At 59.1% G+C, this 24,700-nt stretch carries 20 protein-coding genes and 3 tRNA genes; 20 read left to right on the forward strand and 3 right to left on the reverse strand.

Annotated features, from left to right (window positions below; genetic code table 11):
• Positions 1–15 precede the first annotated feature (15 nt).
• From tpiA to ACX3YD_RS19860, 13 genes are all read left to right on the forward strand, one after another.
• The gene (tpiA, locus tag ACX3YD_RS19800) at positions 16–771 is read left to right on the forward strand and encodes a triose-phosphate isomerase (RefSeq protein WP_458960829.1); all 756 of its coding nucleotides are present in this window, start codon (positions 16–18) and stop codon (positions 769–771) included.
• Positions 772–775: 4 nt separating this feature from the next.
• The gene (secG, locus tag ACX3YD_RS19805) at positions 776–1,159 is read left to right on the forward strand and encodes a preprotein translocase subunit SecG (protein ID WP_047537514.1); all 384 of its coding nucleotides are present in this window, start codon (positions 776–778) and stop codon (positions 1,157–1,159) included.
• A 22-nt stretch (positions 1,160–1,181) separates the two neighbouring features.
• Positions 1,182–1,267, forward strand: a tRNA-Leu gene (locus ACX3YD_RS19810).
• A 97-nt stretch (positions 1,268–1,364) separates the two neighbouring features.
• Positions 1,365–1,441 (forward strand) — tRNA-Met (locus tag ACX3YD_RS19815).
• A 139-nt stretch (positions 1,442–1,580) separates the two neighbouring features.
• Positions 1,581–2,039, forward strand: a complete 459-nt coding sequence (gene rimP / locus ACX3YD_RS19820) for a ribosome maturation factor RimP (protein ID WP_047539309.1) — start codon at positions 1,581–1,583, stop codon at positions 2,037–2,039.
• A 47-nt stretch (positions 2,040–2,086) separates the two neighbouring features.
• Positions 2,087–3,568, forward strand: coding sequence for a transcription termination factor NusA (gene nusA, locus ACX3YD_RS19825; RefSeq protein WP_047537517.1), 1,482 nt, complete (start codon positions 2,087–2,089; stop codon positions 3,566–3,568).
• Between the two features lie 27 nt (positions 3,569–3,595).
• A complete protein-coding gene (gene infB / locus ACX3YD_RS19830) occupies positions 3,596–6,124 on the forward strand; it encodes a translation initiation factor IF-2 (RefSeq protein ID WP_458960830.1) in 2,529 nt (842 codons plus the stop codon).
• A 159-nt stretch (positions 6,125–6,283) separates the two neighbouring features.
• Positions 6,284–6,685: a 30S ribosome-binding factor RbfA gene (gene rbfA / locus ACX3YD_RS19835; protein ID WP_034148332.1), complete on the forward strand. Its 402-nt coding sequence runs from the start codon at positions 6,284–6,286 to the stop codon at positions 6,683–6,685.
• A gap of 3 nt (positions 6,686–6,688) precedes the next feature.
• On the forward strand, positions 6,689–7,606 hold the full coding sequence (truB, locus tag ACX3YD_RS19840) for a tRNA pseudouridine(55) synthase TruB (protein WP_047537524.1): 918 nt from the start codon (positions 6,689–6,691) through the stop codon (positions 7,604–7,606).
• Positions 7,607–7,723: 117 nt separating this feature from the next.
• A complete protein-coding gene (gene rpsO / locus ACX3YD_RS19845) occupies positions 7,724–7,993 on the forward strand; it encodes a 30S ribosomal protein S15 (protein WP_046820615.1) in 270 nt (89 codons plus the stop codon).
• A 212-nt stretch (positions 7,994–8,205) separates the two neighbouring features.
• Positions 8,206–10,311 carry a polyribonucleotide nucleotidyltransferase gene (gene pnp, locus ACX3YD_RS19850; RefSeq protein ID WP_103404029.1) on the forward strand — a complete coding sequence of 702 codons (2,106 nt, stop codon included), beginning with the start codon at positions 8,206–8,208 and terminating at the stop codon, positions 10,309–10,311.
• A 138-nt stretch (positions 10,312–10,449) separates the two neighbouring features.
• A tRNA-Thr gene (locus tag ACX3YD_RS19855) sits at positions 10,450–10,525 on the forward strand.
• Between the two features lie 338 nt (positions 10,526–10,863).
• On the forward strand, positions 10,864–11,169 hold the full coding sequence (locus tag ACX3YD_RS19860) for a DUF6388 family protein (protein WP_458960831.1): 306 nt from the start codon (positions 10,864–10,866) through the stop codon (positions 11,167–11,169).
• 62 nt (positions 11,170–11,231) lie between these two features.
• On the opposite strand, the gene nadC is transcribed toward ACX3YD_RS19860, so the two are convergent.
• On the reverse strand, positions 11,232–12,080 hold the full coding sequence (nadC, locus tag ACX3YD_RS19865; RefSeq protein WP_047537530.1) for a carboxylating nicotinate-nucleotide diphosphorylase: 849 nt from the start codon (positions 12,078–12,080) through the stop codon (positions 11,232–11,234).
• A 247-nt stretch (positions 12,081–12,327) separates the two neighbouring features.
• Here nadC and ACX3YD_RS19870 point away from each other — a divergent pair, with 247 nt between their 5' ends.
• The 5 genes from ACX3YD_RS19870 (at position 12,328) to ACX3YD_RS19890 (ending at position 18,826) form a co-directional block, all read left to right on the forward strand.
• A complete protein-coding gene (locus ACX3YD_RS19870) occupies positions 12,328–14,505 on the forward strand; it encodes a DUF1631 domain-containing protein (protein WP_458960832.1) in 2,178 nt (725 codons plus the stop codon).
• A gap of 64 nt (positions 14,506–14,569) precedes the next feature.
• Complete coding sequence (ampD, locus tag ACX3YD_RS19875; protein WP_090467112.1) at positions 14,570–15,139, forward strand: 1,6-anhydro-N-acetylmuramyl-L-alanine amidase AmpD; 570 nt, start codon at positions 14,570–14,572, stop codon at positions 15,137–15,139.
• Positions 15,140–15,141: 2 nt separating this feature from the next.
• Positions 15,142–15,978 (forward strand): regulatory signaling modulator protein AmpE, encoded by an 837-nt coding sequence (gene ampE / locus ACX3YD_RS19880; RefSeq protein ID WP_103404027.1) that lies wholly within the window; start codon positions 15,142–15,144, stop codon positions 15,976–15,978.
• A gap of 1,509 nt (positions 15,979–17,487) precedes the next feature.
• The gene (locus ACX3YD_RS19885) at positions 17,488–18,192 is read left to right on the forward strand and encodes a methyl-accepting chemotaxis protein (protein ID WP_458962065.1); all 705 of its coding nucleotides are present in this window, start codon (positions 17,488–17,490) and stop codon (positions 18,190–18,192) included.
• A gap of 244 nt (positions 18,193–18,436) precedes the next feature.
• Positions 18,437–18,826 carry a hypothetical protein gene (locus tag ACX3YD_RS19890; RefSeq protein WP_047537547.1) on the forward strand — a complete coding sequence of 130 codons (390 nt, stop codon included), beginning with the start codon at positions 18,437–18,439 and terminating at the stop codon, positions 18,824–18,826.
• Here the strand turns inward: ACX3YD_RS19890 and ACX3YD_RS19895 are convergent, their stop codons facing one another.
• The gene (locus ACX3YD_RS19895; protein ID WP_103404023.1) at positions 18,827–19,603 is read right to left on the reverse strand and encodes a TatD family hydrolase; all 777 of its coding nucleotides are present in this window, start codon (positions 19,601–19,603) and stop codon (positions 18,827–18,829) included.
• Positions 19,604–19,606: 3 nt separating this feature from the next.
• Entirely contained in the window at positions 19,607–20,602 is a 996-nt protein-coding gene (gene cra / locus ACX3YD_RS19900; RefSeq protein WP_458960833.1) for a catabolite repressor/activator, read from the reverse strand.
• A 292-nt stretch (positions 20,603–20,894) separates the two neighbouring features.
• Here cra and ptsP point away from each other — a divergent pair, with 292 nt between their 5' ends.
• Together ptsP and pfkB are read left to right on the forward strand one after the other, a co-directional pair.
• Complete coding sequence (gene ptsP, locus ACX3YD_RS19905) at positions 20,895–23,756, forward strand: phosphoenolpyruvate--protein phosphotransferase (RefSeq protein WP_458960834.1); 2,862 nt, start codon at positions 20,895–20,897, stop codon at positions 23,754–23,756.
• Positions 23,756–24,697, forward strand: coding sequence for a 1-phosphofructokinase (gene pfkB, locus ACX3YD_RS19910; protein WP_047537557.1), 942 nt, complete (start codon positions 23,756–23,758; stop codon positions 24,695–24,697). Before ptsP ends, pfkB begins: the two co-directional genes overlap by 1 nt.
• Positions 24,698–24,700 lie beyond the last annotated feature (3 nt).

Consider the following 24,700-nt stretch of genomic DNA (forward strand, 5'->3'; position numbering starts at 1 on the left):
CCGACGAGGTACAGCATGCGTCGCCCTATGGTAGCTGGTAACTGGAAGATGCACGGTACCCGCGCCAGCGTCGCTGAGCTGATCAAAGGCCTTCGTGATCTGGCCTTGCCGAGCGGTGTTGATGTTGCGGTATTCCCGCCTTTTCTGCATATCAATCAAGTGATTGATGGCTTGGAAGGAAGGCCGATTTCGATTGGCGCGCAGAACTCTGCGGTGGAATCAATGCAGGGTGCGTTGACGGGTGAGATTGCACCGAGTCAGCTGGTGGATGCAGGTTGTTCCCTGGTGCTTGTCGGGCACTCCGAGCGCCGCCAGGTACTTGGCGAGCAGGACGGAATGCTGATTCGCAAGTTTGCGGCGGCACAGGCGTGTGGCTTGACCCCGGTGTTGTGTATAGGGGAAACCCTTGAACAGCGCGAAGCCGGGAAGACTCTTGAGGTTGTCTCGCGTCAGCTTGGCAGTATCATTGAGGAGTTGGGCGTCGGTGCTTTTGCAAGCGCAGTCATCGCTTACGAGCCGGTCTGGGCCATTGGTACCGGGCTGACTGCTTCGCCGCAACAAGCTCAGGATGTGCATGCAGCCATCCGTGCGCAGTTGGCGGTAGAGAATTCTGAAGTCGCACAAGGTGTGCGGCTTCTATACGGCGGCAGCGTGAAGGCGGCCAATGCGGTCGAACTGTTCGGCATGCCGGATATCGATGGGGGGCTCATTGGTGGAGCTTCCCTGAATGCAGATGAGTTCGGTGCGATTTGTCGCGCCGCGGGAAACTGAAAAAATGCTGGAAACAGTCGTAGTCGTTTTTCATCTGCTGGGTGCATTGGGCGTAGTTGCTCTGGTATTGCTGCAGCAGGGTAAAGGTGCGGATGCTGGCGCGTCTTTCGGAGCAGGTGCTTCAAATACTGTGTTCGGAAGCCAAGGTTCCTCTACCTTTCTTAGTAAGTTTACTGCTATACTTGCCGCAGGTTTCTTCATAACCAGCTTAGGGTTAGGTTACTTTGCTAAAGAGAAAGCTCACCAGCTGACTCAAGTAGGTTTGCCAAACCCGGCAGTGTTGGAAGTTCCAAAGCAACAACCGGCTTCTGATGATGTACCGGTGCTTCAAGAGCAAAAGTCGGCCAACAGTGCGACTGACGTGCCTCCAGCTCAAGAGCAGAAGTAAGAAGGGTTTCAAACGTAGTATTGCCGAGGTGGTGGAATTGGTAGACACGCAACCTTGAGGTGGTTGTGCCCATAGGGTGTAGGGGTTCGAGTCCCCTTCTCGGTACCAATTAGTCAGGATAGCCCGCTGTTGCGGGCTTTCTTGCAGGTGGAAGGTTACATTGACCCTGTCAAGGATCGGTCGTATACTTCCGCCCCAGCTTTGTCGCGGGGTGGAGCAGTCTGGTAGCTCGTCGGGCTCATAACCCGAAGGTCGTCGGTTCAAATCCGGCCCCCGCAACCAGTTTAAGGAGCCCCTTTTAAGGGGCTTTTTGTTAGCTGGACACTTTATAACGCCGCTGTTCGACGGCGTTTCAGGGATGGGCGTTTCGCCCATTTTTTTATTTTGCATAGCATGCATTTACATGCACGAGGGGGTTCAGGTGTCGAGCAAGCTAGAACAGTTGCAGGCCTTGTTGGCCCCGGTGGTCGTGGCCCTTGGCTATGAATGCTGGGGTATTGAGTTTTCGGCTCAGGGTCGCCACTCACTGTTGCGCGTTTATATCGATAAAGAAGGCGGTGTGCTGGTGGACGACTGTGCCATCGTCAGCCGTCAGATCAGCGGTGTCCTGGATGTTGAAGATCCGATTTCCGTTGAGTACACCCTTGAAGTTTCCTCGCCTGGCATGGAACGCCCTCTGTTCACTATTGAGCAGTTTGCAAAATTTGCCGGTGAACAAGTGAAGATCAAGCTGCGTTCGCCTTTTGAAGGCCGACGCAACTTTCAGGGCCTTCTGCGCGGTGTAGAAGAGCAGGATGTCGTGGTGCAGGTAGAAGACCACGAGTTCCTGTTGCCGATCGATATGATCGACAAGGCCAACATTATTCCCAGTTTTGACTGAGACGCGGATCCCGCGGATCCAATGGCTTGCGAAAGGCGAGGCGTACGATGAGCAAAGAAGTACTGCTGGTTGTTGAGTCGGTATCCAATGAAAAGGGCGTACCGGCAAACGTAATTTTTGAAGCGCTGGAGCTGGCTCTGGCCACTGCTACCAAAAAGCGTTTCGAGGACGAAGTTGATCTGCGTGTGGAAATCAATCGCCACACCGGTGCTTATGAGACTTTCCGTCGCTGGACGGTTGTCGAAGAAGCAGACCTGGACGATCCGGCCATTGAAACCTGGCCGAGCAAGGTTGCTGAAACGCATCCGGGTGCCAAGGTGGGTGACGTCGTCGAAGAAAAAATCGAGTCGATCGAATTCGGCCGTATCGCTGCACAGACTGCCAAGCAAGTCATCGTGCAGAAAGTCCGCGAAGCCGAGCGTGCCCAGGTTGTTGACGCTTACCGCGAGCGCTTGGGTGAAATCATCTCCGGTACCGTGAAAAAAGTGACCCGCGACAACGTGATCGTCGATCTGGGTAACAACGCTGAAGCGTTGCTGGCTCGTGAAGACATCATTTCTCGCGAAACCTTCCGTGTTGGCGTGCGTCTGCGTGCGCTGCTCAAGGAAATCCGCACCGAGAATCGCGGCCCGCAGTTGATCCTGTCGCGTACCGCGCCGGAAATGCTGATCGAGTTGTTCCGCATCGAAGTGCCGGAAATCGCTGAAGGCTTGATCGAAGTGATGGCGGCGTCCCGTGACCCGGGTTCGCGCGCCAAGATCGCCGTCCGCTCGAAGGACAAACGCATCGACCCGCAGGGCGCTTGCATTGGTATGCGCGGCTCGCGCGTCCAGGCAGTGTCGGGCGAGTTGGGCGGTGAGCGTGTTGATATCGTTCTGTGGGATGACAACCCGGCTCAGTTCGTGATCAACGCCATGTCACCGGCCGAGGTTGCGGCAATTATCGTCGACGAAGATGCCCATGCAATGGACATCGCCGTTGGCGCAGACAATCTGGCTCAGGCCATCGGTCGCGGTGGTCAGAACGTGCGTCTGGCCAGCCAATTGACTGGCTGGACCCTGAACGTGATGACCGAATCGGACATCCAGGCTAAGCAGCAAGCAGAAACCGGCGACATCCTGCGCAACTTCATCGACGAGCTGGAAGTCGACGAAGAATTGGCCCAGGTGCTGGTCGATGAAGGCTTCACCAGCCTGGAAGAGATTGCCTACGTACCGTTGGAAGAAATGCTCAACATCGACGGCTTTGACGAAGACATCGTCAACGAGCTTCGCGCTCGTGCCAAGGATCGTTTGTTGACCAAAGCCATCGCTACTGAGGAAAAGCTGGCAGACGCCCATCCGGCCGAAGACCTGCTCTCGCTTGAGGGTATGGACAAGGATTTGGCGATGGAACTGGCGGTGCGCGGCGTAATTACCCGCGAAGACCTGGCCGAGCAGTCTATTGACGACCTGCTCGACATCGACGGCATTGACGATGATCGTGCCGGCAAGTTGATCATGGCCGCCCGAGCCCACTGGTTCGAGTAATTAGGCGCGGCCTGAGGAGAGAAGTGCATGACGCAAGTCACGGTGAAACAACTGGCCGATGAGGTCAAAACACCGGTAGAGCGCCTGTTGCAGCAGATGCGTGAGGCAGGTCTGCCGCACACCGCCGCCGAAGAAAGTGTGACTGACAGTGAGAAGCAATCGTTGCTGACTCACTTGAAAAGCAGCCACAAGGCGAAAGTGGAAGAACCACGCAAGATTACGCTGCAGCGTAAAACCACCAGCACCCTGCGTGTTGCTGGCAGCAAAAGCATCAGCGTAGAAGTACGCAAGAAGAAAGTCTTCGTACAGCGCAGCCCGGAAGAAATCGAAGCCGAGCGCAAGCGTGAACTGGAAGAGCGTCGCGCAGTAGAAAATGCTGCACGTCAGAAGGCTGAAGAAGAAGCCAAGCGTCGCGCCGAAGAAGAAGCTCGTCGCCAGCCAGCTGCTGCGCCGACCGCTCCAGCCGAACCTGTAGTCGCGCATGCAGCAGTGGCCGAACCTGTGCGCGAAAGCGCGCCGGTCGTGGCAGCTGCTCCAGCTGCGCCTGCGGCGGACACTCGCAAGCGTGACGAACAGCGCCGTCCGGACAAACCACGTGCCGACGATAACAATCGTCGCGGTAGTGGCGATGGCGAGCGCAAAAACGCTCCGCATCGTGCGTCGGTCAAGGAAAAAGCGCCTGCTCCACGCGTTGCCCCTCGTACTACCGACGAAGAAAGCGATGGCTTCCGTCGTGGTGGTCGCGGCAAGGCCAAGCTGAAGAAGCGCAATGCCCACGGTTTCCAGAGCCCAACCGGCCCTGTCGTGCGCGAAGTGAAGATCGGCGAGACCATTACTGTGGGCGATCTGGCCCAGCAGATGTCGGTCAAGGCTGCTGAAATCATCAAGTTCATGTTCAAGCTGGGTACTCCGGCGACCATCAACCAGGTGCTCGATCAGGAAACTGCTCAACTGGTTGCCGAGGAGCTGGGCCACAAAGTGACCCTGGTCAGCGACACCGCCCTGGAAGATTCCCTGGCCGAGTCCCTGAAGTTTGAAGGCGAGGCCGTTGCCCGTGCGCCAGTCGTGACCGTAATGGGCCACGTTGACCATGGTAAGACTTCCCTGCTCGACTACATCCGTCGTGCCAAGGTTGCAGCTGGCGAAGCCGGCGGTATTACCCAGCACATCGGTGCATACCACGTTGAAACCGACCGTGGCATGGTGACGTTCCTCGATACCCCGGGCCACGCCGCGTTTACCGCGATGCGTGCCCGCGGTGCCAAGGCGACGGACATTGTGATCCTGGTCGTTGCAGCGGACGACGGCGTGATGCCGCAAACCATCGAAGCTGTTCAGCATGCCAAGGCCGCGGGCGTTCCGCTGGTCGTGGCGGTGAACAAGATCGACAAGCCGGGCGCTGATCTCGATCGCATCCGTAGCGAATTGTCGGTACACGGCGTGACGTCGGAAGAGTGGGGCGGTGACACGCCATTCGTACCGGTCTCGGCGAAGATGGGTACCGGTGTCGACGAATTGCTCGAAGCCGTTCTGCTGCAAGCCGAAGTTCTGGAATTGACAGCTACGCCTTCTGCTCCTGGTCGTGGTGTGGTGGTTGAATCGCGTCTCGACAAGGGCCGTGGCCCGGTGGCGACCGTTCTGGTTCAGGACGGTACCTTGCGTCAAGGCGACATGGTGCTGGTCGGTTCCAACTACGGCCGTGTTCGCGCCATGCTCGACGAGAACGGCAAGGCCATCAAGGAAGCCGGTCCAGCCATCCCTGTCGAGATCCTCGGCCTGGACGGTACCCCGGATGCTGGCGACGAGATGAGCGTGGTTGCCGACGAGAAGAAAGCCCGTGAAGTGGCTCTGTTCCGTCAAGGCAAGTTCCGCGAAGTCAAACTGGCTCGTGCTCACGCAGGCAAGCTGGAAAACATCTTCGAAAACATGGGTCAGGAAGAGAAGAAGACGCTCAACATCGTCCTCAAATCCGACGTCCGTGGTTCGCTGGAAGCGTTGAACGGCGCCTTGAACGGCCTGGGTAACGATGAAGTGCAAGTGCGCGTTGTCGGTGGCGGTGTCGGTGGTATCACCGAGTCCGACGCCAACCTGGCACTGGCCTCCAATGCTGTACTGTTCGGCTTCAACGTGCGTGCCGATGCCGGCGCTCGCAAGATCGTCGAGCAGGAAGGTCTGGATATGCGTTATTACAACGTGATCTACGACATCATCGAAGACGTCAAGAAAGCCCTCACCGGTATGCTTGGCAGCGATGTTCGCGAGAACATCCTCGGTGTGGCCGAAGTGCGTGACGTGTTCCGTTCGCCGAAGTTTGGCGCGATCGCCGGTTGCATGGTGATCGAGGGTACTGTTCACCGTAACCGTCCAATCCGTGTACTGCGCGAAGACATCGTTATCTTCGAAGGCGAGCTGGAATCCCTGCGCCGCTTCAAGGATGACGCTTCCGAAGTGCGTGCCGGCATGGAATGCGGTATCGGCGTGAAGAGCTACAACGACGTCAAAGTCGGTGACAAGATCGAAGTCTTCGAGAAGGTTCAGGTTGCTCGCAGCCTCTAACTCGCGCACTTCAAGAGCCGTGATGGGCAGCCGCATGCAAATGCACGGCGCATCACCCGGACTCTAAACGCAACGCCCGGTCTGGCTTCTGTCAGGCCGGGCGTTTGCCGCTTTCAGACCTCACGGGTTTCGCCGTGGGGCAGTAACAGGTAACAAGACATGGCAAAAGAATATAGCCGTACCCAACGTATCGGCGATCAGATGCAGCGCGAGCTGGCACAACTGATCCGTCGTGAAGTCAAAGACCCGCGCGTCGGCCTGGTCACCATTACCGCAGTGGAAGTCAGCCGTGACGTCGGTCACGCCAAGATTTTCATCACCGTGATGGGTCAGGACAGCGCCGAAGACATCGCACAGAGCATCAAGGTGCTCAACTCCGCCGCCGGTTTCCTGCGCATGCAGTTGGCTCGCGAGATGAAGCTGCGCAGCGTTCCACAGTTGCACTTCCATTACGACGAAAGCGTTGTGCGTGGTGCGCATCTGTCGGCCTTGATCGAGCGCGCAGTGGCTGAAGACAATCAGCATCCGGTTGCGGCAGAAGCCGAAGACACCAAGGAGTAATCGGTGGCTCAGGTCAAACGTATCCGTCGTAACGTCAGCGGTATCATCCTGCTGGACAAGCCGCTGGGGTTCACCTCCAATGCGGCCTTGCAGAAGGTCCGCTGGTTGCTCAATGCCGAGAAGGCCGGACACACCGGCAGTCTCGACCCGCTGGCCACCGGCGTGTTGCCGTTGTGCTTCGGTGAGGCCACCAAGTTCTCGCAATACCTGCTCGATTCCGACAAGGGTTACGAAACCCTGGCGCAACTGGGCAAAACCACGACCACGGCGGATGCCGAGGGCGAAGTTTTGCAGGAGCGTCCTGTGACCGTTGGTCGCTCCGATATCGAAGCTGTGTTGCCGAATTTTCGTGGGCAAATCAGTCAGATACCGCCGATGTACTCGGCGCTCAAGCGTGATGGCCAGCCGCTGTACAAGCTGGCCCGTGCAGGCGAAGTAGTGGAGCGTGAACCGCGTTCTGTTACTATTACGCGCTTGGAATTGCTGGCCTTCGAAGGTGATACTGCGCGGCTGGCAGTGGATTGCAGCAAAGGCACCTATATTCGCACCCTGGTGGAGGATATTGGTGAGCAGCTCGGTTGTGGCGCTTACGTTGCAGAACTGCGACGTACCCAGGCCGGGCCTTTCACGCTGGCCCAGACGGTCACCCTGGAAGAGTTGGAAGCGGTACATGCCGAAGGCGGCAACGAAGCGGTTGACCGCTTCCTGATGCCATCGGACAGCGGTCTGCTGGATTGGCCGCTATTGCAGTTCTCGGAGCACAGCTCGTTCTACTGGCTTAACGGCCAGCCGGTCCGCGCTCCGGATGCACCGAAATTCGGTATGGTACGGGTACAGGATCACAACGGTCGCTTCATCGGTATCGGTGAAGTGAGCGAAGACGGGCGCATCGCGCCGCGTCGACTGATTCGGTCAGAATGACCGGACGAGGGTGGCTGTCAACAGGCACGGTCACTACTCATTTTTAGATACAGGGATTTGTCCCTGGCCTGTTGAAACTGTTTTTCTGAAACAGTTTCCTGATAAAAGGATTGCCTCATGGCTCTCGACGTTCAAGAAAAAGCCCAAATCGTAGCTGACTACCAGCAAGCTGTTGGTGACACTGGTTCGCCAGAAGTGCAAGTTGCACTGCTGACCGCCAACATCAACAAACTGCAAGGTCACTTCAAGGCCAACGGTAAAGATCACCACTCCCGTCGTGGTCTGATCCGCATGGTAAACCAGCGTCGTAAGCTGCTGGACTACCTGAAAGGCAAAGACGTGAGCCGTTACAGCGCTCTGATCGGTCGCTTGGGTCTGCGTCGCTAATTCAGCGATTGCGCTAGAGGTTGGTTGTCTGTCGTGCGCCCGCGGGTTTCCCGCTGGCACATGGCAGGCTTCCAGCCTCAAGTTTTATCTGGATATCTGCTTTGCCTGAGTCGCTGCACCCTGGACATCCCGATCGGGCCGACTCCCGACGTTGCCCAAGAATTTCGCAAGAAACCAGTTTCCCCAAGAGCCACAAAAGAAGGTAGGACACCGTGAACCCGGTCATCAAAAAATTCCAGTTCGGTCAGTCGACCGTTACCCTCGAGACTGGCCGTATCGCCCGTCAGGCCTCCGGCGCAGTATTGGTCACCGTTGACGACGACGTCAGCGTATTGGTGACCGTAGTCGGTGCCAAGCAAGCCGATCCAGGCAAGGGCTTCTTCCCTCTGTCTGTTCACTACCAGGAAAAAACTTACGCTGCCGGTAAGATCCCTGGTGGTTTCTTCAAGCGCGAAGGCCGTCCTTCCGAGAAAGAAACCCTGACTTCCCGACTGATCGACCGTCCGATCCGTCCGCTGTTCCCGGAAGGCTTCATGAACGAAGTGCAGGTCGTCTGCACCGTCGTTTCCACCAGCAAGAAGACCGATCCGGACATCGCTGCGATGATCGGTACCTCGGCTGCGCTGGCGATCTCCGGCATTCCGTTCGATGGTCCGATCGGCGCTGCCCGCGTTGCGTTCCACGAAAGCACCGGCTACCTGCTGAACCCGACTTACGAGCAGCTGGCTGCTTCGAGCCTGGACATGGTCGTTGCCGGTACTTCTGAAGCCGTTCTGATGGTTGAATCCGAAGCCAAAGAACTGACCGAAGACCAGATGCTGGGCGCCGTACTGTTCGCCCATGACGAGTTCCAGGTCGTTATCCAGGCCGTCAAAGAGCTGGCCGCCGAAGCTGCCAAGCCAACCTGGGCCTGGGCTCCGCAAGCCGAAGCCACCGAGCTGCTGGGTGCCATTCGCGCCGAGTTCGGCGAAGCGATCTCCCAGGCTTACACCATCACCGTCAAGGCCGACCGTTATGCTCGCCTGGGCGAGCTGAAGGATCAGGTCGTTGCCAAGCTGTCCGGCGAAGAAGGCCAGCCTTCCGCTGCTGACGTCAAAGCTGCTTTCGGTGAAATCGAATACCGCACCGTTCGCGAAAACATCGTAAACGGCAAGCCACGTATCGACGGCCGCGACACCCGCACCGTACGTCCGCTGAACATCGAGGTCGGCGTTCTGCCGAAGACCCACGGTTCGGCGCTGTTCACCCGTGGCGAAACCCAGGCTCTGGTCGTTGCAACTCTGGGTACTGCCCGTGATGCACAACTGCTGGACACCCTGGAAGGCGAGAAAAAAGACCCGTTCATGCTGCACTACAACTTCCCTCCGTTCTCGGTGGGCGAGTGTGGTCGCATGGGTGGTGCCGGTCGTCGCGAAATCGGTCACGGCCGTCTGGCCCGTCGTTCGGTTCAGGCCATGCTGCCTGCCGCCGACGTGTTCCCGTACACCATCCGCGTTGTGTCGGAAATCACCGAGTCCAACGGTTCGAGCTCCATGGCTTCGGTCTGCGGTGCTTCCCTGGCTCTGATGGACGCTGGTGTTCCAATGAAGGCGCCGGTTGCCGGTATCGCCATGGGTCTGGTTAAAGAAGGCGAGAAATTTGCCGTCCTGACCGACATCCTGGGCGACGAAGACCACCTGGGCGACATGGACTTCAAGGTAGCCGGTACCGCCAAAGGCGTGACCGCGCTGCAGATGGACATCAAGATCAAGGGCATCACCGAAGAAATCATGGAAATCGCTCTGGGCCAAGCCCTGGAAGCGCGCCTGAACATCCTCGGTCAGATGAACCAGATCATCGGCCAGTCGCGTACCGAACTGTCGGCCAATGCACCGACCATGATCGCGATGAAGATCGACACCGACAAAATCCGTGATGTCATCGGTAAAGGTGGCGCGACCATTCGTGCGATCTGTGAAGAGACCAAGGCTTCGATCGATATCGAAGACGACGGTTCGATCAAGATCTTCGGCGAGACCAAGGACGCCGCTGAAGCGGCACGTCAGCGCGTTCTGGGTATCACCGCGGAAGCCGAGATCGGCAAGATCTACGTCGGTAAGGTTGAGCGCATCGTCGACTTCGGCGCATTCGTCAACATCCTGCCTGGCAAGGACGGTCTGGTTCACATCTCCATGCTGAGCGACGCTCGCGTAGAGAAAGTGACCGACATCCTCAAGGAAGGTCAGGAAGTGGAAGTACTGGTACTGGACGTGGACAACCGCGGCCGTATCAAGCTGTCCATCAAGGACGTAGCAGCAGCCAAGGCTTCGGGCGTTTAATCCGCTCCCCCGCCTGACCGCTTCAACGTTGTAAAAAGACCCCGCCGTGAAAACGACGGGGTCTTTTTTTGCCTGTAGACAATCGAGGCGCTGGCTAAAGTTGCCGGTATGCCTTCGCGATGCTAGGTTTAGCGCACTGCCCGTGTAGCTCAGTCGGTAGAGCAGCGCACTCGTAACGCGAAGGTCGCAGGTTCGATTCCTGTCTCGGGCACCATCTCCCCTGTTGTTTCGCCTGTCTGCTTCAATCCTCGATCGTACTGTTGAGTTCGTCCCCTTCGTTGCGGCTGGCGTCTTGGCTGGAATCGCTGCCGGCCTGTTTCCAGGCGCGACTGAAGATGAGTGCGGTTTATTTGTGGATTCATGTAAAGAGTCGTGTAAATCGTCTGATAAACATCCTATATTCGGAACCTGCATGAGCTTAGCCCAGCAGTTTTCAGATGATCCCGAATGGTTCTGAAGGCCAGACAAACCAGGTTGAACACGGTTATTTGCGTCAGAGAGATCCTTGATGATCCAGATCCATCTTCCATTCCCCAGATCAGCGAGAACACCATGACCGTTAAAGAAATGAGCCAGGAAGCCCGCCACCAAGAGGCGCTCAACAAGTATTTGCTGGATTCGCCCCAGTTAGCCGAAGAGATCAAGGACTTGCCAGCCGACGATCAGAAAGACCAGATCCAGTGGGCCTTCGAAGATGAGGCTGAAGCCCAGAGCCTGCAGCCGTGGGAGCTGACGCTCAAGTACACATCAAGCCCCGAAGAGTACGAGGCCGCGCGCCTGGCTCTGCACAAGGAGGCGGCTGAAGTGTTGGGCGTCGAGTGGGATGAGTACTGCGAGATGAATAATCTGGTGGTCTGAAAAAGCACCCACCACATGCAGGAGCGAGCAAGCTCGCTCCTGCAGTTTCTCATTGCGTGTGATCAGAGGCTCAGACGCATCGACAGATCGACAGCCTTCACATCCTTGGTCATTGCACCAATCGAAATGTAATCCACGCCGGTTTCGGCGATAGGCAGCAAGGTGCTTTCGTTGATGCCGCCGCTGGCCTCCAGTTTTGCCTTGCCAGCGTTCAAGCGCACGGCTTCGCGCATGTCATCCAGGCTCAGTTCATCGAGCATGATGATGTCGGCACCGGCCGCCAAGGCCTCTTTCAGTTCATCCAGGTTTTCCACTTCGATTTCAACCGGTTTGCCCGGTGCGATTTTGTGCGCGGCGGCGATGGCCTCAGGAATGCCTCCGCAAGCGGCGATATGGTTTTCCTTGATCAGGAACGCGTCATACAAACCGATGCGATGATTGTGACAACCGCCACAGGTCACGGCGTACTTTTGCGCCAGACGCAGGCCCGGCAGGGTTTTGCGAGTGTCGAGCAGCTTGACCTGGGTCTGGGCCACGAAATCTGCCAGGTATTGCGCGCGGGTGGCCACGCCGGACAGCAGTTGCAGGAAGTTCAAGGCACTGCGTTCACCGGTCAGCAACGAGCGCGCGGGGCCTTCGAGGTGGAACAGCACCTGGTTGGGTTTGACCCTTTCGCCATCGGCGACCTGCCAGTGCACCGCCACTCGTGGGTCCAGTTGCCGAAACACGGTATCGACCCAGGCGGTACCGCTGATGACGGCGGCGTCGCGGGTGATGATGGTGGCTTTGGCCAGGCGTTCGGCCGGGATCAGCTGTGCGGTGATGTCGCCGCTGCCAATGTCTTCGAGCAGCGCGCGGCGCACGTTGGCTTCGATTTCGGTGGTCAAATCGGCGAGGCGTAGATTCGGCATAACGGACTCCACAAACAAAGTGGCCCGATTATAGGGCCATGGTGCGAAGCAACCCAAGGCATCCGAGCTATCGCCAATGCTCAGACGCCTGCATTTGGTCGAATCCCAAGAACCTGCCTGTAGGCAAGGGAGGGGTCTATTTTCGCAGAAGCCGAAGAGTCCTCTGGCGCAAGCGCTATCTTTTACCAGATAATTCGCCTTGTATTTGACGTCATGACTTTGACGATTCGGATTTTCTGGAGGCTGGATGCACAAAGACGGGAATGTAGTGCCTCTGCGCAAGGCAACTACCGATCAGGCGATCCACTTGCCGCTCGCCCGCCTGCCTGTGATTCTGCTTCAGGTTCGCGACAAGGCTACGCAACAACTGCGGCAGAGTTTGCAAGAGCTGTTCGATAACGCTGATGACACGCTTTTCGAGTTGGCCGACCGTGCTCGTAGCGACGTCGAACACAACATCTTCTTTCAGGCGATGCGCGACTTGCGTCTCAAGCGCAAAAGTATCGAGCGGGTTTTTTTCGAACAGTTCTTCGACGGGTTTATCAGGCTGGCCCAGTACGAAACCACACCTACCATCCTGACTCGTGTATCACCGGTCGACGTCAGCGTTGCACTGGAGAATGACGAACTGGAGCGCAATGTTGCGGTGGAGTCGATGGTCAACAAAGTGTTGAATCGCGATGGTTACGCCCTCGACCAACTCACCGCCCGCCTCAGCACATTACTGGGTGGGGCATTGATCGAACGACACAACCCCATGGGGCCGACGATGCTCTGCGAGTTTTTCCTGCAGGCCGCGCGTCACCTGGGGGTAACGTTCAAGGTCAAGCTGATCATTCTCAAACTGTTCGATCGTTACGTACTCAGTGGTGCCGACCAGCTTTACGCTGAAGCCAATCAACTGTTGATCGCCACCGGCGTGCTGCCTGGCCTCAAGCCTGCGCCAGGGCGCCGGATGGCGGATCAGCCGCCCTCCAGCACATCCCATGATTGCGCCGAAGGGCAAAACGAAGACGCTGTGCCGCCGGTGTTCCCGGCGCTACAGCAATTGTTGCTCGGAGTGCGCGGCAGCGTCGTCCCCACTCTGGATGCCAGTACCGCGGGAGAGCCGATTTCCAGCCAGGACCTGTTGCGTCTGCTCTCGCATCTTCAGGAATCTACACCCGCGCCGAACGCGCGCAATGACCTGGATCTGCGCACCCGGCTGCAACAGTTGCTGACAGGGGCCCACGCCAGAAGCGGCAGGTTGCGCGTCGTCGGTGCGGCCGATGCAGATGTGATCAACCTGATCGCCATGTTGTTCCAAAGCATCCTCGACGACCGTCATTTGCCGGATGCGCTCAAGGCCTTGATGGGGCGGCTGCAAATACCGATGGTGAAGGTGGCGGTGCTCGATAAGCGTTTGTTCAGCCGCAGCAACCATCCGGCGCGACGCCTGCTTAATGAAATCGCCAGTGCCGCCCAGGGCTGGAGCGAGTGCGATGACCTCGAACGTGACAGCCTTTACGTGCGCACGGAGCAGGTGGTGCAGCGCCTGTTGTACGATTTTGTCGACGACCCGGCGATTTTTTCCGAAGTGCTGGCCGACTTCCTGGCTTTCACCAGTGATGAGCGTCGTCGCAGTGAGTTACTGGAACAGCGCACCCGCGATGTCGAAGAGGGGCGCGCCAGAACCCTGCTGGCCCGTCAGCGTGTCGAACAGGCGCTGAACCAGGCGCTACTGGGCAAAGTGTTGCCGCAAAGCGTGGTGCTGTTTGCCCGGGATGCCTGGAGCAAAGTGTTGCTGTTGACCTGCCTCAAGCATGGCGATCAATCCACAAAGTGGCACGCCGATGTGCAAGTCATGGAGCATTTGATCTGGAGCGTCCAGCGTCATGAAGAGCCCGACGCGGGTGCACGATTGTTGGCGCGGGTGCCGGGTTTGCTCAAATCCTTGCGCGAGGGTTTGAGTGGTTCGGCGTACGACCCTTTCGCCACCAGTGAGTTTTTCAGCGAACTGGAAAGCCTGCATGTGCAATTGTTTGAGCGGCCCGAATGCCCGCTCGCGGATGCGGCGGTCATGATCGAAGTGCTGGAAAGAATCGTATTGCCCAGCGCCGATGAAGGCCCTGTGGATAAGGGGCTGCCGCTGCCGGCAGACGATGCCGGAATGCGCCACGTCAATCAGCTGCATTCTGGCTGCTGGGTCGAGTTCCAGGCCGGTCCGGAAAACTCCCTGCGCTGCAAACTGGCGGCGATCATTGAAGCCACCGGTCAATACATCTTCGTCAACCGCACCGGCATGAAGGTGCTGGAGCGCAGTCGTTCGTCCCTGGCGCGGGAATTTCGCCAGGGGGCGGCACGGGTCCTCGATGACACCTTGTTGTTTGATCGGGCGCTGGAATCGGTCATCGGCCATCTGCGGCGCCTCAATCGCGGCAAGTGATCGCGTTCGGACGGGCTATCGCGGCATACTGGGCACTCACACGGTCGTCGTTGAAGGAGCCTGTATGCAGTTGGACCCCGCAAGCGGTTGGTGTCAGGACGTGCGTCTTTGCCCCTCGCCCAACTTCAATGCGCGCCCCACGGGCGAAATTTCCCTGCTGGTGATCCACAACATCAGCCTGCCGCCGGCGCAATTCGCCACGGGAAAGGTGCAGGAATTTTTCCAGAACCGACTGGATGTCACGGAGCACCCCTACTTTGAAGGGATTGCCGATCTGCGGGTGTCGGCGCATTTTCTGATCGAGCGTGACGGCACTGTCACCCAGTTTGTCTCTTGCCTTGAGCGCGCCTGGCACGCCGGCGTTTCGAGTTTCGAGGGGCGGGAGACCTGTAACGATTTTTCCGTGGGAATTGAACTCGAAGGCACGGATGATCTGCCGTTCACCGACGCCCAATATGACGCGTTGACGGCCCTTACCCGGCAACTGCAAAGCGCCTTCACGGCCATTACCACGCAGCGCATCTGCGGGCACAGTGACATCGCGCCCGGGCGCAAGACTGATCCGGGACCGGCGTTCGATTGGGCACGCTATCGTGCGGCCCTGGCAAAAGCCGCCATGGAAAAAGAGGAGTAACAATGAGTTTTCTGGTGCTGCTGTTGGCGGTCTGGATCGAGAAGTTCTCGGCCCTGCGCCACCGGGTACAACGCGACGGTTTTTGGTTGCGCGAACTGGCCAGGCTTGAGGTCAACGCGCGTCTGGTCAATCGGCCGTGGCTGATCCTGGCCATTTCGGTATTTTTGCCGGTGGCGTTGCTGGGGTTGCTGTTGGTAGTACTGCAGCCAGTGGCCTACGGCTTGCTGGTGTTACCGGTGCACCTGCTGGTGGTGATTTACAGTCTGGGTCGTGGCGATCTGCTCGCTGGTCTGGGTCCGTTTCGCGATGCCTGGCGTCGCGAAGACCTGCAAGCCGCGGCCCATGTCGCCAAACGCGATGTGGATATCTGCGCCGACAGTGGCGAACAACTGCTGGAACGGGTTGAAGGACATCTGCTGTGGGAGGCCTACCAGAGCTTTTTCGCGGTGATTTTCTGGTACTTCCTGTTGGGGCCGGTCGCGGCTCTGAGTTATCGATTGCTCGCGCTGGTTGAGGAGCATGGGAAAAACCCGGCCGTGGTCGAACGCGCGGCGCAACTGCGTCATGCCTTCGATTGGCTGCCGGTGCGCTTGCTGGCGGCAAGTTTTGCCTTGGTCGGCAACTTTGTCGCCGTCGGCCGGGTGATGTTGCACGAGTTGTTGAACTGGAACATCAGCGCCGCGCAATTGATCGAGAAGGCCGGGCTGGTGGCGGGTGAAATCCCGGCACCGGTGGTCGGGCCTGAAGGCATCAATAATCTTGACCGGATCTGGGAACTGCTGTTGCGGGCTGCAGTGCTTTGGTACGCCGGGTTCGCCTTGTGGACCGTTCTGGCCTGATTTCTTTTTAGCGGCCAAAAGATTGTCCGGGCGCAGCCTGAGCCCCGGACAAACTTTTGCCGTTAACCTTAAGTTACAAAACCTCTCTTCGATTTACGCTATACAGAAATAGCGCCGGGTAGTGGCTATCTGCTTTCGGTCTGCGCCTGCCAATAAAAATAAGAAATCATGGGGAGACTTCCAGTGAAGAGCTTGCTCTATCCCGCTGTCGCACTGATGAATCGTCTGAGCTTTGGCATGAAGTTCAGTCTGATCAGCGTCCTGTTCCTGGTGCCGATGCTGGTGACCAACTTCTACCTGGTGCGTGACTCCTATCGCGAATTCCAGGGTACCCGTACCGAACTGCAAAGCCTCGACCTGCTGGGCAGCAGCCTGGCGTTGCGGCGCGATCTGGAAACCCTCAACAACCTGGTGCAGATCAATGTCACCCTGGGCCAGTCGGGCAAGGCGGGCAATGTCGAGTCGCAGATCAGCGCCCTGGAGCAAAGCCTTCTGACCCGTTTGCAAGGGCTGACCGCGATGAGCACGGACCCCGAGCAAATCGCGGTATTCGATACCAAGCGCGATGAAATGATCGCTGCCTTCAAGGCGCAACACAGCGAAACGTCCCTGCAAAGCAAAAGCGGAATGATTGGCAAGTTGCTCGGCAGTGCGCAGATTTTCAGCCAGATCGTCGCCAGTCAGGCCGGACTGAGCCGCGATTCCCAGAGCGACATGCGCCAACTGAGCGAACTCATCACCAATGTCACCCCGCCAGTGACTCAGCTTCTGGGTGAAGGTCGGGCGATGGGCTCCTTCTCGCTGGGCCAGGGGTTTCTCAATTCGGCGTCGAGTACCCGTTTCGATGAGCTGTTGGCGCAGATCGAGAAGCTGCAAGGCGAGTACGGGCTGAAATTGCAGGACGCATTGGGCTCCAGCAAAGCGGCGCGGGAAACCCTGGCAGCCTTGGCCGATGGCAGTCGGGCGACGTTGAAAAAGGCCAGTGAATTGTTCGAAGAACAAGTGGTAATGGCCGACACCCTGGATACGCCCTGGCAGGGTTTCTACGATCAGGTCACTGGCCTGATGGACCAGACGTATCAGCTCAACGAAGCCACGCTGAAATTTCTCGGCGTGCAGTTGCAGCAGCGCCTGGATCAGAACCGCACGCACATGGTCTTGCAGGCAGTGGCGCTGTCGGTGGTGTTTGTGCTGATCTTCTACCTTTACGGCGGCTTCTACGCCTCGACCCGTACCACGCTCAAACGCCTTGGCGGGGTGATGGATAAAGTCGCGGCCGGCGACATGACGGTGACGTTCAGCGCCCACAGTCGCGATGAATTGGGCGAGTTGGGCGAGGTATTCAACGGCACCGTGAAAAAAATCCATGACCTGATTGAGCGTGTGGGGCAAACCGTCAGTGAGGTCGAACGCCAGGCCGGGCAAGTAGAAAACGTCTCGGCGCAAAGCAACCATGCCGTGGCCGGGCAACGGAGCCAGATCGAACAAGTCGCCACGGCAATGAACCAGATGTCGGCCACGGCCCTCGAGGTCGCGCGCAGCGCCGCCGCGGCGGTCAGTAGCGCCCACAGTGTCAACGACGAAACCATCAGCGGGCGTGGGCTGGTCGAGTCCCAGCAAGGCAGCATCGCGGCACTGGCCAGCGAAATAGATCAGTCGGTGCTGGTGATCAATCAACTGGCCAGTGACAGCCAGTCCATCAGTCGCGTGCTGGAGGTGATCAAGAGCATCGCCGAACAAACCAACCTGTTGGCGCTCAATGCCGCCATCGAAGCGGCGCGGGCCGGCGAGCAGGGGCGTGGGTTCGCGGTGGTGGCGGACGAGGTCCGGACACTGGCCAAGCGAACCCAGCAATCGACCGAAGAAATCGAACAGATGATCACCAGGCTCCACAGTGGGGTCGGCGCTGCCGTGAAGGCGATGGGTGTGAGTCATGAGATGGCCAATGGCACGGTAGGGCAGTCGGAAAAGGTCCAGCAGGCGCTGGAAAACATCCTCGGTGCCGTCGGTATGATCGTCGACCAGAACCAGCAGATCGCCGCAGCCGTGGAACAGCAAACGGCGGTGGCCCACGATATCGACCAGAACATTGTCGAAATCAATCGTGCCGGTGAACGGACTGCTGAAGGTGCGCACCAGACCGAGGATGCCAGTCGCGTGTTGTCGGCTCAGGTGGTGGAACTCAAACAGCTGATTAGCACATTCCGGGTCTAGATAGCAGCAGTCCGCCAGCTGTTTAAACGCTTGCTTGCGATGATGGCGTGATGGCCGACGTTGATGCCGTCGGGCATCCTGCGTTCGCGAACAGGCTCCGTTTCAAAGGTCCTGTGTGTCGCTGAAAATTTTGTAATACCGTTCTCAAATTTCGTAAGAACCTTGTTGTTTTTCTCCATGTTCCTGTATTTCAACTTCAATGAACGGAGATTCATTTCAGTGCCCACACGGAGGAGGCCTTTCTATGCCTGTTGCAACCCTTGGAATCCAGGGACGCTGCGCCCATTGCCAGCGAACATCGCTGCTTGAGTCCTGGCAGATCAACGCCATTGCAATCAACGAAGCGTTCAGATGCACACATTGCCGAAAAGCCTTGCAACTGAACGACCCGAAACAAATCAAGCGCTTCAAGTCGCTGGATTCCCTGGCCATGCTGAAGGCGAGCCTGCTGGTGATGATTTGCACCGCTTTACTGGTGGCGCTGGTGCTGGAGTGGCTTGGCATGATCAGCGTTCTGGAACAGCTCAATTTCTCGCTGCTGGCGATTTTCGTCTACTTCATCGCCATGCGCTTTGCCCGTCAGCGTCAGCACATGACGTTGATTCTTGAGGCTGCCAAGGCTCACGCCGACTGATTACCAGTTGAACAATTCACAGGCATTGGCCGTGCTGACCGCCGCCAATCGCTCAGGGCTGATCGCCATGATGCCGGCCAGTGCCGCGCAAATGGCGGGCAAGTGGGCCGGGCTGTTGCGTTGACCGGGGTACATGGCGGGTGCCATGTCCGGTGAGTCGGTTTCCAGGACCACTGATTCTAGCGGCAGCTCGGCGAGGACACGGTGCATGCGCAGCGCTTGGGGCCAGGTCGCGGCGCCGCCCAGGCCGAGTTTGTAACCGAGCTTGATGTATTCGCGCGCCTCTTCCTTGCTGCCGGCGAAGGCGTGGATGATGCCCGCGCGTGGCAGGCGAAACCGCTTGAGGGTGGCAATGACCGCCGCATGACTGCGTCGCACATGGATCAGTGCCGGCAGATTGAAATCCGCGGCCAGTTGCAGCTGTGCGTCGAACAACGCTTGCTGGCGTTCGCGGTCGAGGGTTTCGATGAAGTAATCCAGGCCAATCTCGCCCACTGCGCACAACTGTCGGTGACCGGCCAGACGGGTCAGCCACTCACCGAGTTCGCGTAAATCATCGGGCTGATGATCGTCCAGATACACGGGATGCAGGCCGAACGCGGCATGCAGGTCGGGATCGCTTAGCACCAGATCCCAGACGCGCTGCCAATTGCCCTGATATACCCCCAGCACCACCATCCGTCGCACCCCGAGGGCGCGGCTTTCGAGCAGCAGCGCCTGACGATCCTTGTCGAAATCGGGAAAGTCCAGATGGGTGTGGCTGTCGATCAGCTCCACGTTTCAGTCCTGGCGGATACGCTGCTTGAAGGTGCGCGGGATGGCCTGCACGCCGGGTTGGTAATCGGACTGCTCGATGGCGGCCAGGGCCAGTGCGAGGGCCTTGTCGGCAATCAGCTGATGTTGCTGGGCCATGGCATTGACCGGCAGAGGCAGGAAATCCAACAACTGAGTGTCGCCGAAAGTGCCGAGGCGCAACGGGCGGTTTTTCAGCGGGAAGTCGTGCAAGGCATCGAACACGCCCTGCAACAGCACATAGGACGTGGTCACCAGCGCTTCGGGTAAATGCCCTACACGCTGGAGTAATTCTTCCATCAGTTGTTTGCCGCATTCGCGGCTGAAGGATTCGCCCTGTTCGATCAGAACCTCGCCGTCGAAACCTATCAAGGCCTCTTTGAAACCGGCGGTACGTTCCTGGCTGATGCTCAGTTCCGGGCGGGCACCGATCAAGGCGATTTGCTTGGGCAACGGGTCCAGCAGGCTGCGGGTCAATTGCAGGCTGGCTTCGCGGTCGTCGCTGATCACCGAGCAGAAGTGTTCAGGCTCCATGACACGGTCGATCGCGATGATAGGAATCCCCTTGGCTTGCAATTGGCGATAGCTGTCATCGCCCGGTGGCAGGCAACTGGCAACGATCAGGGCATCGCAGCGGCGGGCGCGGAACAGCTTCAGCAATTGGCGCTCGCTGTCCGGTGCGTCGTCGGAACTGGCGATCAGCAGCTGATAGCCGCGAGCGCGTGCGCCTTGTTCCAGCAGTTTGGCGATTCGCGCGTAACTGGGGTTTTCCAGATCCGGCAAAATGAACCCCAGGGTACGGGTGTGCCGACTGCGCAGCCCGGCGGCCTGGGGATTGGGCGTGAAGCCATGTTGCTCGACGACTGCGCGTACACGTTCGACGGTAGCGCTACTGATGCGTTGCTGTTCGGCCTTGCCATTGATGACGTAGCTGGCGGTGGTAACGGACACACCGGCCAACTGGGCAATATCACTGAGTTTCAACCCGGGATTTCCTTGTTTTTTCGAGCTTGCCTCGACAATTTTGCCAATCCTAACCGATTCACGCAGGCGATCCCGCCTTCACGCAGCCGACAAGTTGGACTTCAAGGATGGGCCATTATCGAGTAACGTGCCAATCAATCTAGATTAAACGATTCAGCAAGCGTATTTTCTAGGTTATGGACGCCTTTGGCCGGTTCTGCCACGAAACCGCTGAAGACTGTCGCAGGACAAGCGCCTAAGCTGAATCAATCAAAACAATACCTGGTGCCAACAGGTGCCAAAAGGAGAAAGCATGCTCGAGCTCACCATAGAGCAGATATCCATGGGCCAGTCGGCTGTGGATAAGTCCGCAGCCTTGCAGTTGCTGGCCCGGCATCTGGTTACCGATGGTCTGGTTGCCGAGGGTTATCTCGCTGGCCTTCAGGCGCGTGAAGCCCAGGGCTCGACCTTTCTCGGTCAAGGTATCGCCATCCCCCACGGCACCCCGGAAACCCGCGATCAGGTATTCACCACGGGTGTGCGCCTGATGCAGTTTCCCGATGGCGTTGACTGGGGCGACGGGCAGATCGTCTACCTGGCCATTGGCATCGCCGCCAAGTCCGATGAACACCTGCGCCTGCTACAACTACTGACCCGCGCCCTCGGCGAGACCGATCTGGGCCAGGCCCTGCGCCGCGCCAGTTCCGCCGAGGCCCTGCTGAAACTGCTGCAAGGTGCGCCGCAAGAATTGGCGCTGGATGCGCAAATGATCGGCCTGGGTGTGGCAGCCGAAGATTTTGAAGAGCTGGTCTGGCGCGGTGCGCGTTTGTTGCGTCAGGCCGACTGCGTCAGCAACGGTTTCTCCGCCGTGTTGCAACAGGTCGAAGCACTGCCACTGGGCGATGGCCTGTGGTGGCTGCACAGTGAGCAAACAGTCAAGCGCCCCGGTCTGGCGTTCGTGACCCCGGACAAACCGCTGCGTTACCTCGGTCAGCCGCTGAACGGGTTATTTTGCCTGGCCAGCCTGGGTGAGGCCCATCAAGCGTTGCTGGAACGACTGTGCGCATTATTGATTGAAGGTCGCGGCCATGAATTGGGCCGTGCCACCAGCTGCCGCGCGGTGCTTGAAGTGCTCGGCGGTGAACTGCCGGCGGACTGGCCGAGTACGCGGATCGCGCTGGCCAATGCCCACGGTTTGCATGCACGGCCGGCGAAAATCCTCGCGCAACTGGCAAAGAGTTTTGAAGGTGAAATTCGCATCCGCATCGTCGATGGTCAGGACAGCGCGGTGTCGGTCAAGAGCCTCAGCAAGCTGCTCAGCCTCGGCGCCCGTCGTGGTCAGGTGCTGGAAATCATCGCCGAGCCGAGCATCGCCGCCGATGCGCTGCCTGCGTTGTTGGCTGCCATCGAAGAAGGCCTCGGTGAAGAAATCGAGCCGCTGCCGCCCGTCAGCCAGCCGCGTGAAGAAATTGTCGAGGCGCCCCAGGTACTGCTCGCCCCGGCGTCCGGTAGCGTGATTCAGGCCATCGCCGCCGCGCCGGGAATCGCCATCGGCCCGGCGCATATTCAAGTGCTGCAAGCCATCGAGTACCCGCTGCGCGGTGAGTCCGCCGCCATCGAACGCGATCGGCTCAAGCAGGCGCTGGCGGATGTGCGGCGCGACATCGGTGGTTTGATCGAACGCAGCAAGGCCAAGGCCATTCGCGAGATTTTCGTCACCCACCAGGAAATGCTCGACGACCCGGAATTGACCGATGAAGTCGACACCCGTCTCAAACAGGGCGAAAGCGCCGAAGCGGCGTGGATGTCGGTGGTCGAAGCGGCGGCCCGGCAACAGGAAGCGCTGCAGGACGCCTTGCTTGCCGAACGCGCTGCCGATTTGCGCGATATCGGTCGTCGGGTGTTGTCGACGCTCTGCGGGATCGAAACCCCGAGCGAACCCGAGCAACCGTACATTCTGGTGATGGACGAAGTCGGTCCATCCGACGTCGCGCGTCTGGACCCCACTCGCGTGGCCGGCATCCTCACCGCCCGCGGCGGCGCTACTGCCCACAGTGCGATCGTGGCCCGAGCGCTCGGTATTCCGGCGTTGGTCGGTGCCGGTCCGGCCGTGTTGCTGCTGGCGCCGGGCACGCCGTTACTGATCGATGGCCAACGCGGTCGCCTGCACGTGGATGCCGATGCCGCAACGCTGCAACGGGCCACTGAAGAACGCGACACCCGTGAACAACGATTGAAGGTGGCCGCTGAACAGCGCCATCAACCGGCCTTGACCCGCGACGGCCATGCGGTCGAAGTGTTCGCCAACATCGGTGAAAGCGCTGGCGTGACCGGTGCGGTGGAGCAGGGGGCCGAAGGCATTGGCCTGTTGCGCACCGAACTGATTTTCATGGCGCACCCGCAAGCACCGGACGAGGCGACCCAGGAAGTCGAATACCGGCGTGTCCTCGATGGCCTGGCGGGTCGACCCCTGGTGGTGCGTACCCTGGATGTCGGCGGCGACAAACCGCTGCCCTATTGGCCGATCGCCAAGGAAGAAAACCCGTTCCTCGGTGTTCGTGGCATTCGCCTGACCCTGCAACGGCCACACATCATGGAGGCGCAGTTACGCGCCTTGCTGCGAGCAGCCGACAACCGTCCGCTGCGGATCATGTTCCCGATGGTCGGCAGCGTCGATGAGTGGCGCCAGGCCCGGGACATGACCGAGCGCCTGCGTCTGGAAATCCCGGTCGCGGACCTGCAACTGGGGATCATGATCGAAGTGCCGTCGGCGGCATTGCTGGCGCCGGTGTTGGCCAAAGAGGTGGACTTCTTCAGCGTCGGCACCAACGACCTGACCCAATACACCCTGGCCATCGACCGTGGTCATCCGACCTTGTCGGCCCAGGCCGATGGCCTGCATCCGGCGGTATTGCAACTGATCGACATCACCGTGCGCGCCGCCCATGCCCATGGCAAGTGGGTCGGTGTCTGCGGTGAACTGGCGGCCGACCCGCTGGCGGTGCCGGTGCTGGTGGGGCTCGGAGTGGACGAGTTGAGCGTGTCGGGGCGCAGCATTCCCGAGGTCAAGGCGCGAATCCGTGAACTCAGCCTGAGCCAGACCCAAACCCTTGCCCAAGCGGCGCTCGCCGTGGGCAGCGCCAACGAAGTGCGCGCATTAGTGGAGGCCCTGTAATGGCCAGGATCTTAACCTTGACCCTCAACCCGGCGCTGGACCTCACCGTCCAGCTGCCGCGCCTGGAACCGGGTCAGGTCAATCGCAGTGACGTCATGCACACCCATGCCGCCGGCAAAGGGTTGAACGTGGCGCAGGTATTGGCGGACCTCGGGCACCAACTGACGGTCAGCGGATTTCTCGGTGAAGACAATCTGCAAGCGTTCGAAACCCTGTTCGCCAAACGGAATTTTGTCGATGGGTTTATCCGCGTGCCGGGGGAGACCCGCAGCAATATCAAACTGGCGGAAAGCGATGGTCGCATCACCGACATCAATGGCCCGGGGCCGCAGGTCAGCGCAACGGCCCAGCAGGCGTTGCTTGATCGTCTTGACCGGATCGCTCCGGGGCATGACGCCGTCGTCGTCGCCGGCAGCCTGCCTCAGGGCGTGAGTCCGCAATGGTTGCAGGCGTTGATCCTGCGCTTGAAAGAACTCGGTCTGAAGGTCGCGCTCGACACCAGCGGCGACGCCTTGCGGGCCGGGCTCAAGGCCGGTCCATGGCTGATCAAGCCGAACACAGAAGAGCTGGCTGAAGTGCTGGGTTGCGAGGTGGTATCTGTCACCGCGCAGGCCGCAGCGGCGAATCGTTTGCACGCGCAGGGTGTCGAGCATGTGGTGATTTCCCACGGCGCCGATGGCGTGAACTGGTTCAGCGTCGGTTCGGCGCTGCACGCCACACCACCTAAAGTCAGCGTCGCCAGTACGGTGGGCGCGGGCGACTCGTTGCTGGCGGGGATGCTCCACGGCCTGGTCAGCGCCGACCTGCCTGAGCAGACCTTGCGCCGCGCCACGGCAATTGCCGCGATGGCCGTCACGCAGATCGGTTTCGGTATCAGCGACGCGGCGCAACTGGCGCAGCTCGAACAGGGTGTGCGCGTACGTCCCCTGACAGAACAATAAGAG

The organism is Pseudomonas fluorescens group sp. PF-1 (assembly GCF_054481335.1).

Excerpts from the sequence above, each read along its gene's own strand:
- secG (WP_047537514.1), top strand. The coding sequence starts at position 776 with ATGCTGGAAACAGTCGTAGTCGTTTTTCATCTGCTGGGTGCATTGGGC.
- ampD (WP_090467112.1), top strand. The coding sequence starts at position 14,570 with ATGCAGTTGGACCCCGCAAGCGGTTGGTGTCAGGACGTGCGTCTTTGC.
- ACX3YD_RS19870 (WP_458960832.1), top strand. The coding sequence starts at position 12,328 with ATGCACAAAGACGGGAATGTAGTGCCTCTGCGCAAGGCAACTACCGAT.
- ACX3YD_RS19885 (WP_458962065.1), top strand. The coding sequence starts at position 17,488 with ATGTCGGCCACGGCCCTCGAGGTCGCGCGCAGCGCCGCCGCGGCGGTC.
- ampE (WP_103404027.1), top strand. The coding sequence starts at position 15,142 with ATGAGTTTTCTGGTGCTGCTGTTGGCGGTCTGGATCGAGAAGTTCTCG.
- rpsO (WP_046820615.1), top strand. The coding sequence starts at position 7,724 with ATGGCTCTCGACGTTCAAGAAAAAGCCCAAATCGTAGCTGACTACCAG.
- nusA (WP_047537517.1), top strand. The coding sequence starts at position 2,087 with ATGAGCAAAGAAGTACTGCTGGTTGTTGAGTCGGTATCCAATGAAAAG.
- infB (WP_458960830.1), top strand. The coding sequence starts at position 3,596 with ATGACGCAAGTCACGGTGAAACAACTGGCCGATGAGGTCAAAACACCG.
- ptsP (WP_458960834.1), top strand. The coding sequence starts at position 20,895 with ATGCTCGAGCTCACCATAGAGCAGATATCCATGGGCCAGTCGGCTGTG.
- nadC (WP_047537530.1), bottom strand. The coding sequence starts at position 12,080 with ATGCCGAATCTACGCCTCGCCGATTTGACCACCGAAATCGAAGCCAAC.
- ACX3YD_RS19890 (WP_047537547.1), top strand. The coding sequence starts at position 18,437 with ATGCCTGTTGCAACCCTTGGAATCCAGGGACGCTGCGCCCATTGCCAG.
- rbfA (WP_034148332.1), top strand. The coding sequence starts at position 6,284 with ATGGCAAAAGAATATAGCCGTACCCAACGTATCGGCGATCAGATGCAG.
- tpiA (WP_458960829.1), top strand. The coding sequence starts at position 16 with ATGCGTCGCCCTATGGTAGCTGGTAACTGGAAGATGCACGGTACCCGC.
- ACX3YD_RS19860 (WP_458960831.1), top strand. The coding sequence starts at position 10,864 with ATGACCGTTAAAGAAATGAGCCAGGAAGCCCGCCACCAAGAGGCGCTC.
- pfkB (WP_047537557.1), top strand. The coding sequence starts at position 23,756 with ATGGCCAGGATCTTAACCTTGACCCTCAACCCGGCGCTGGACCTCACC.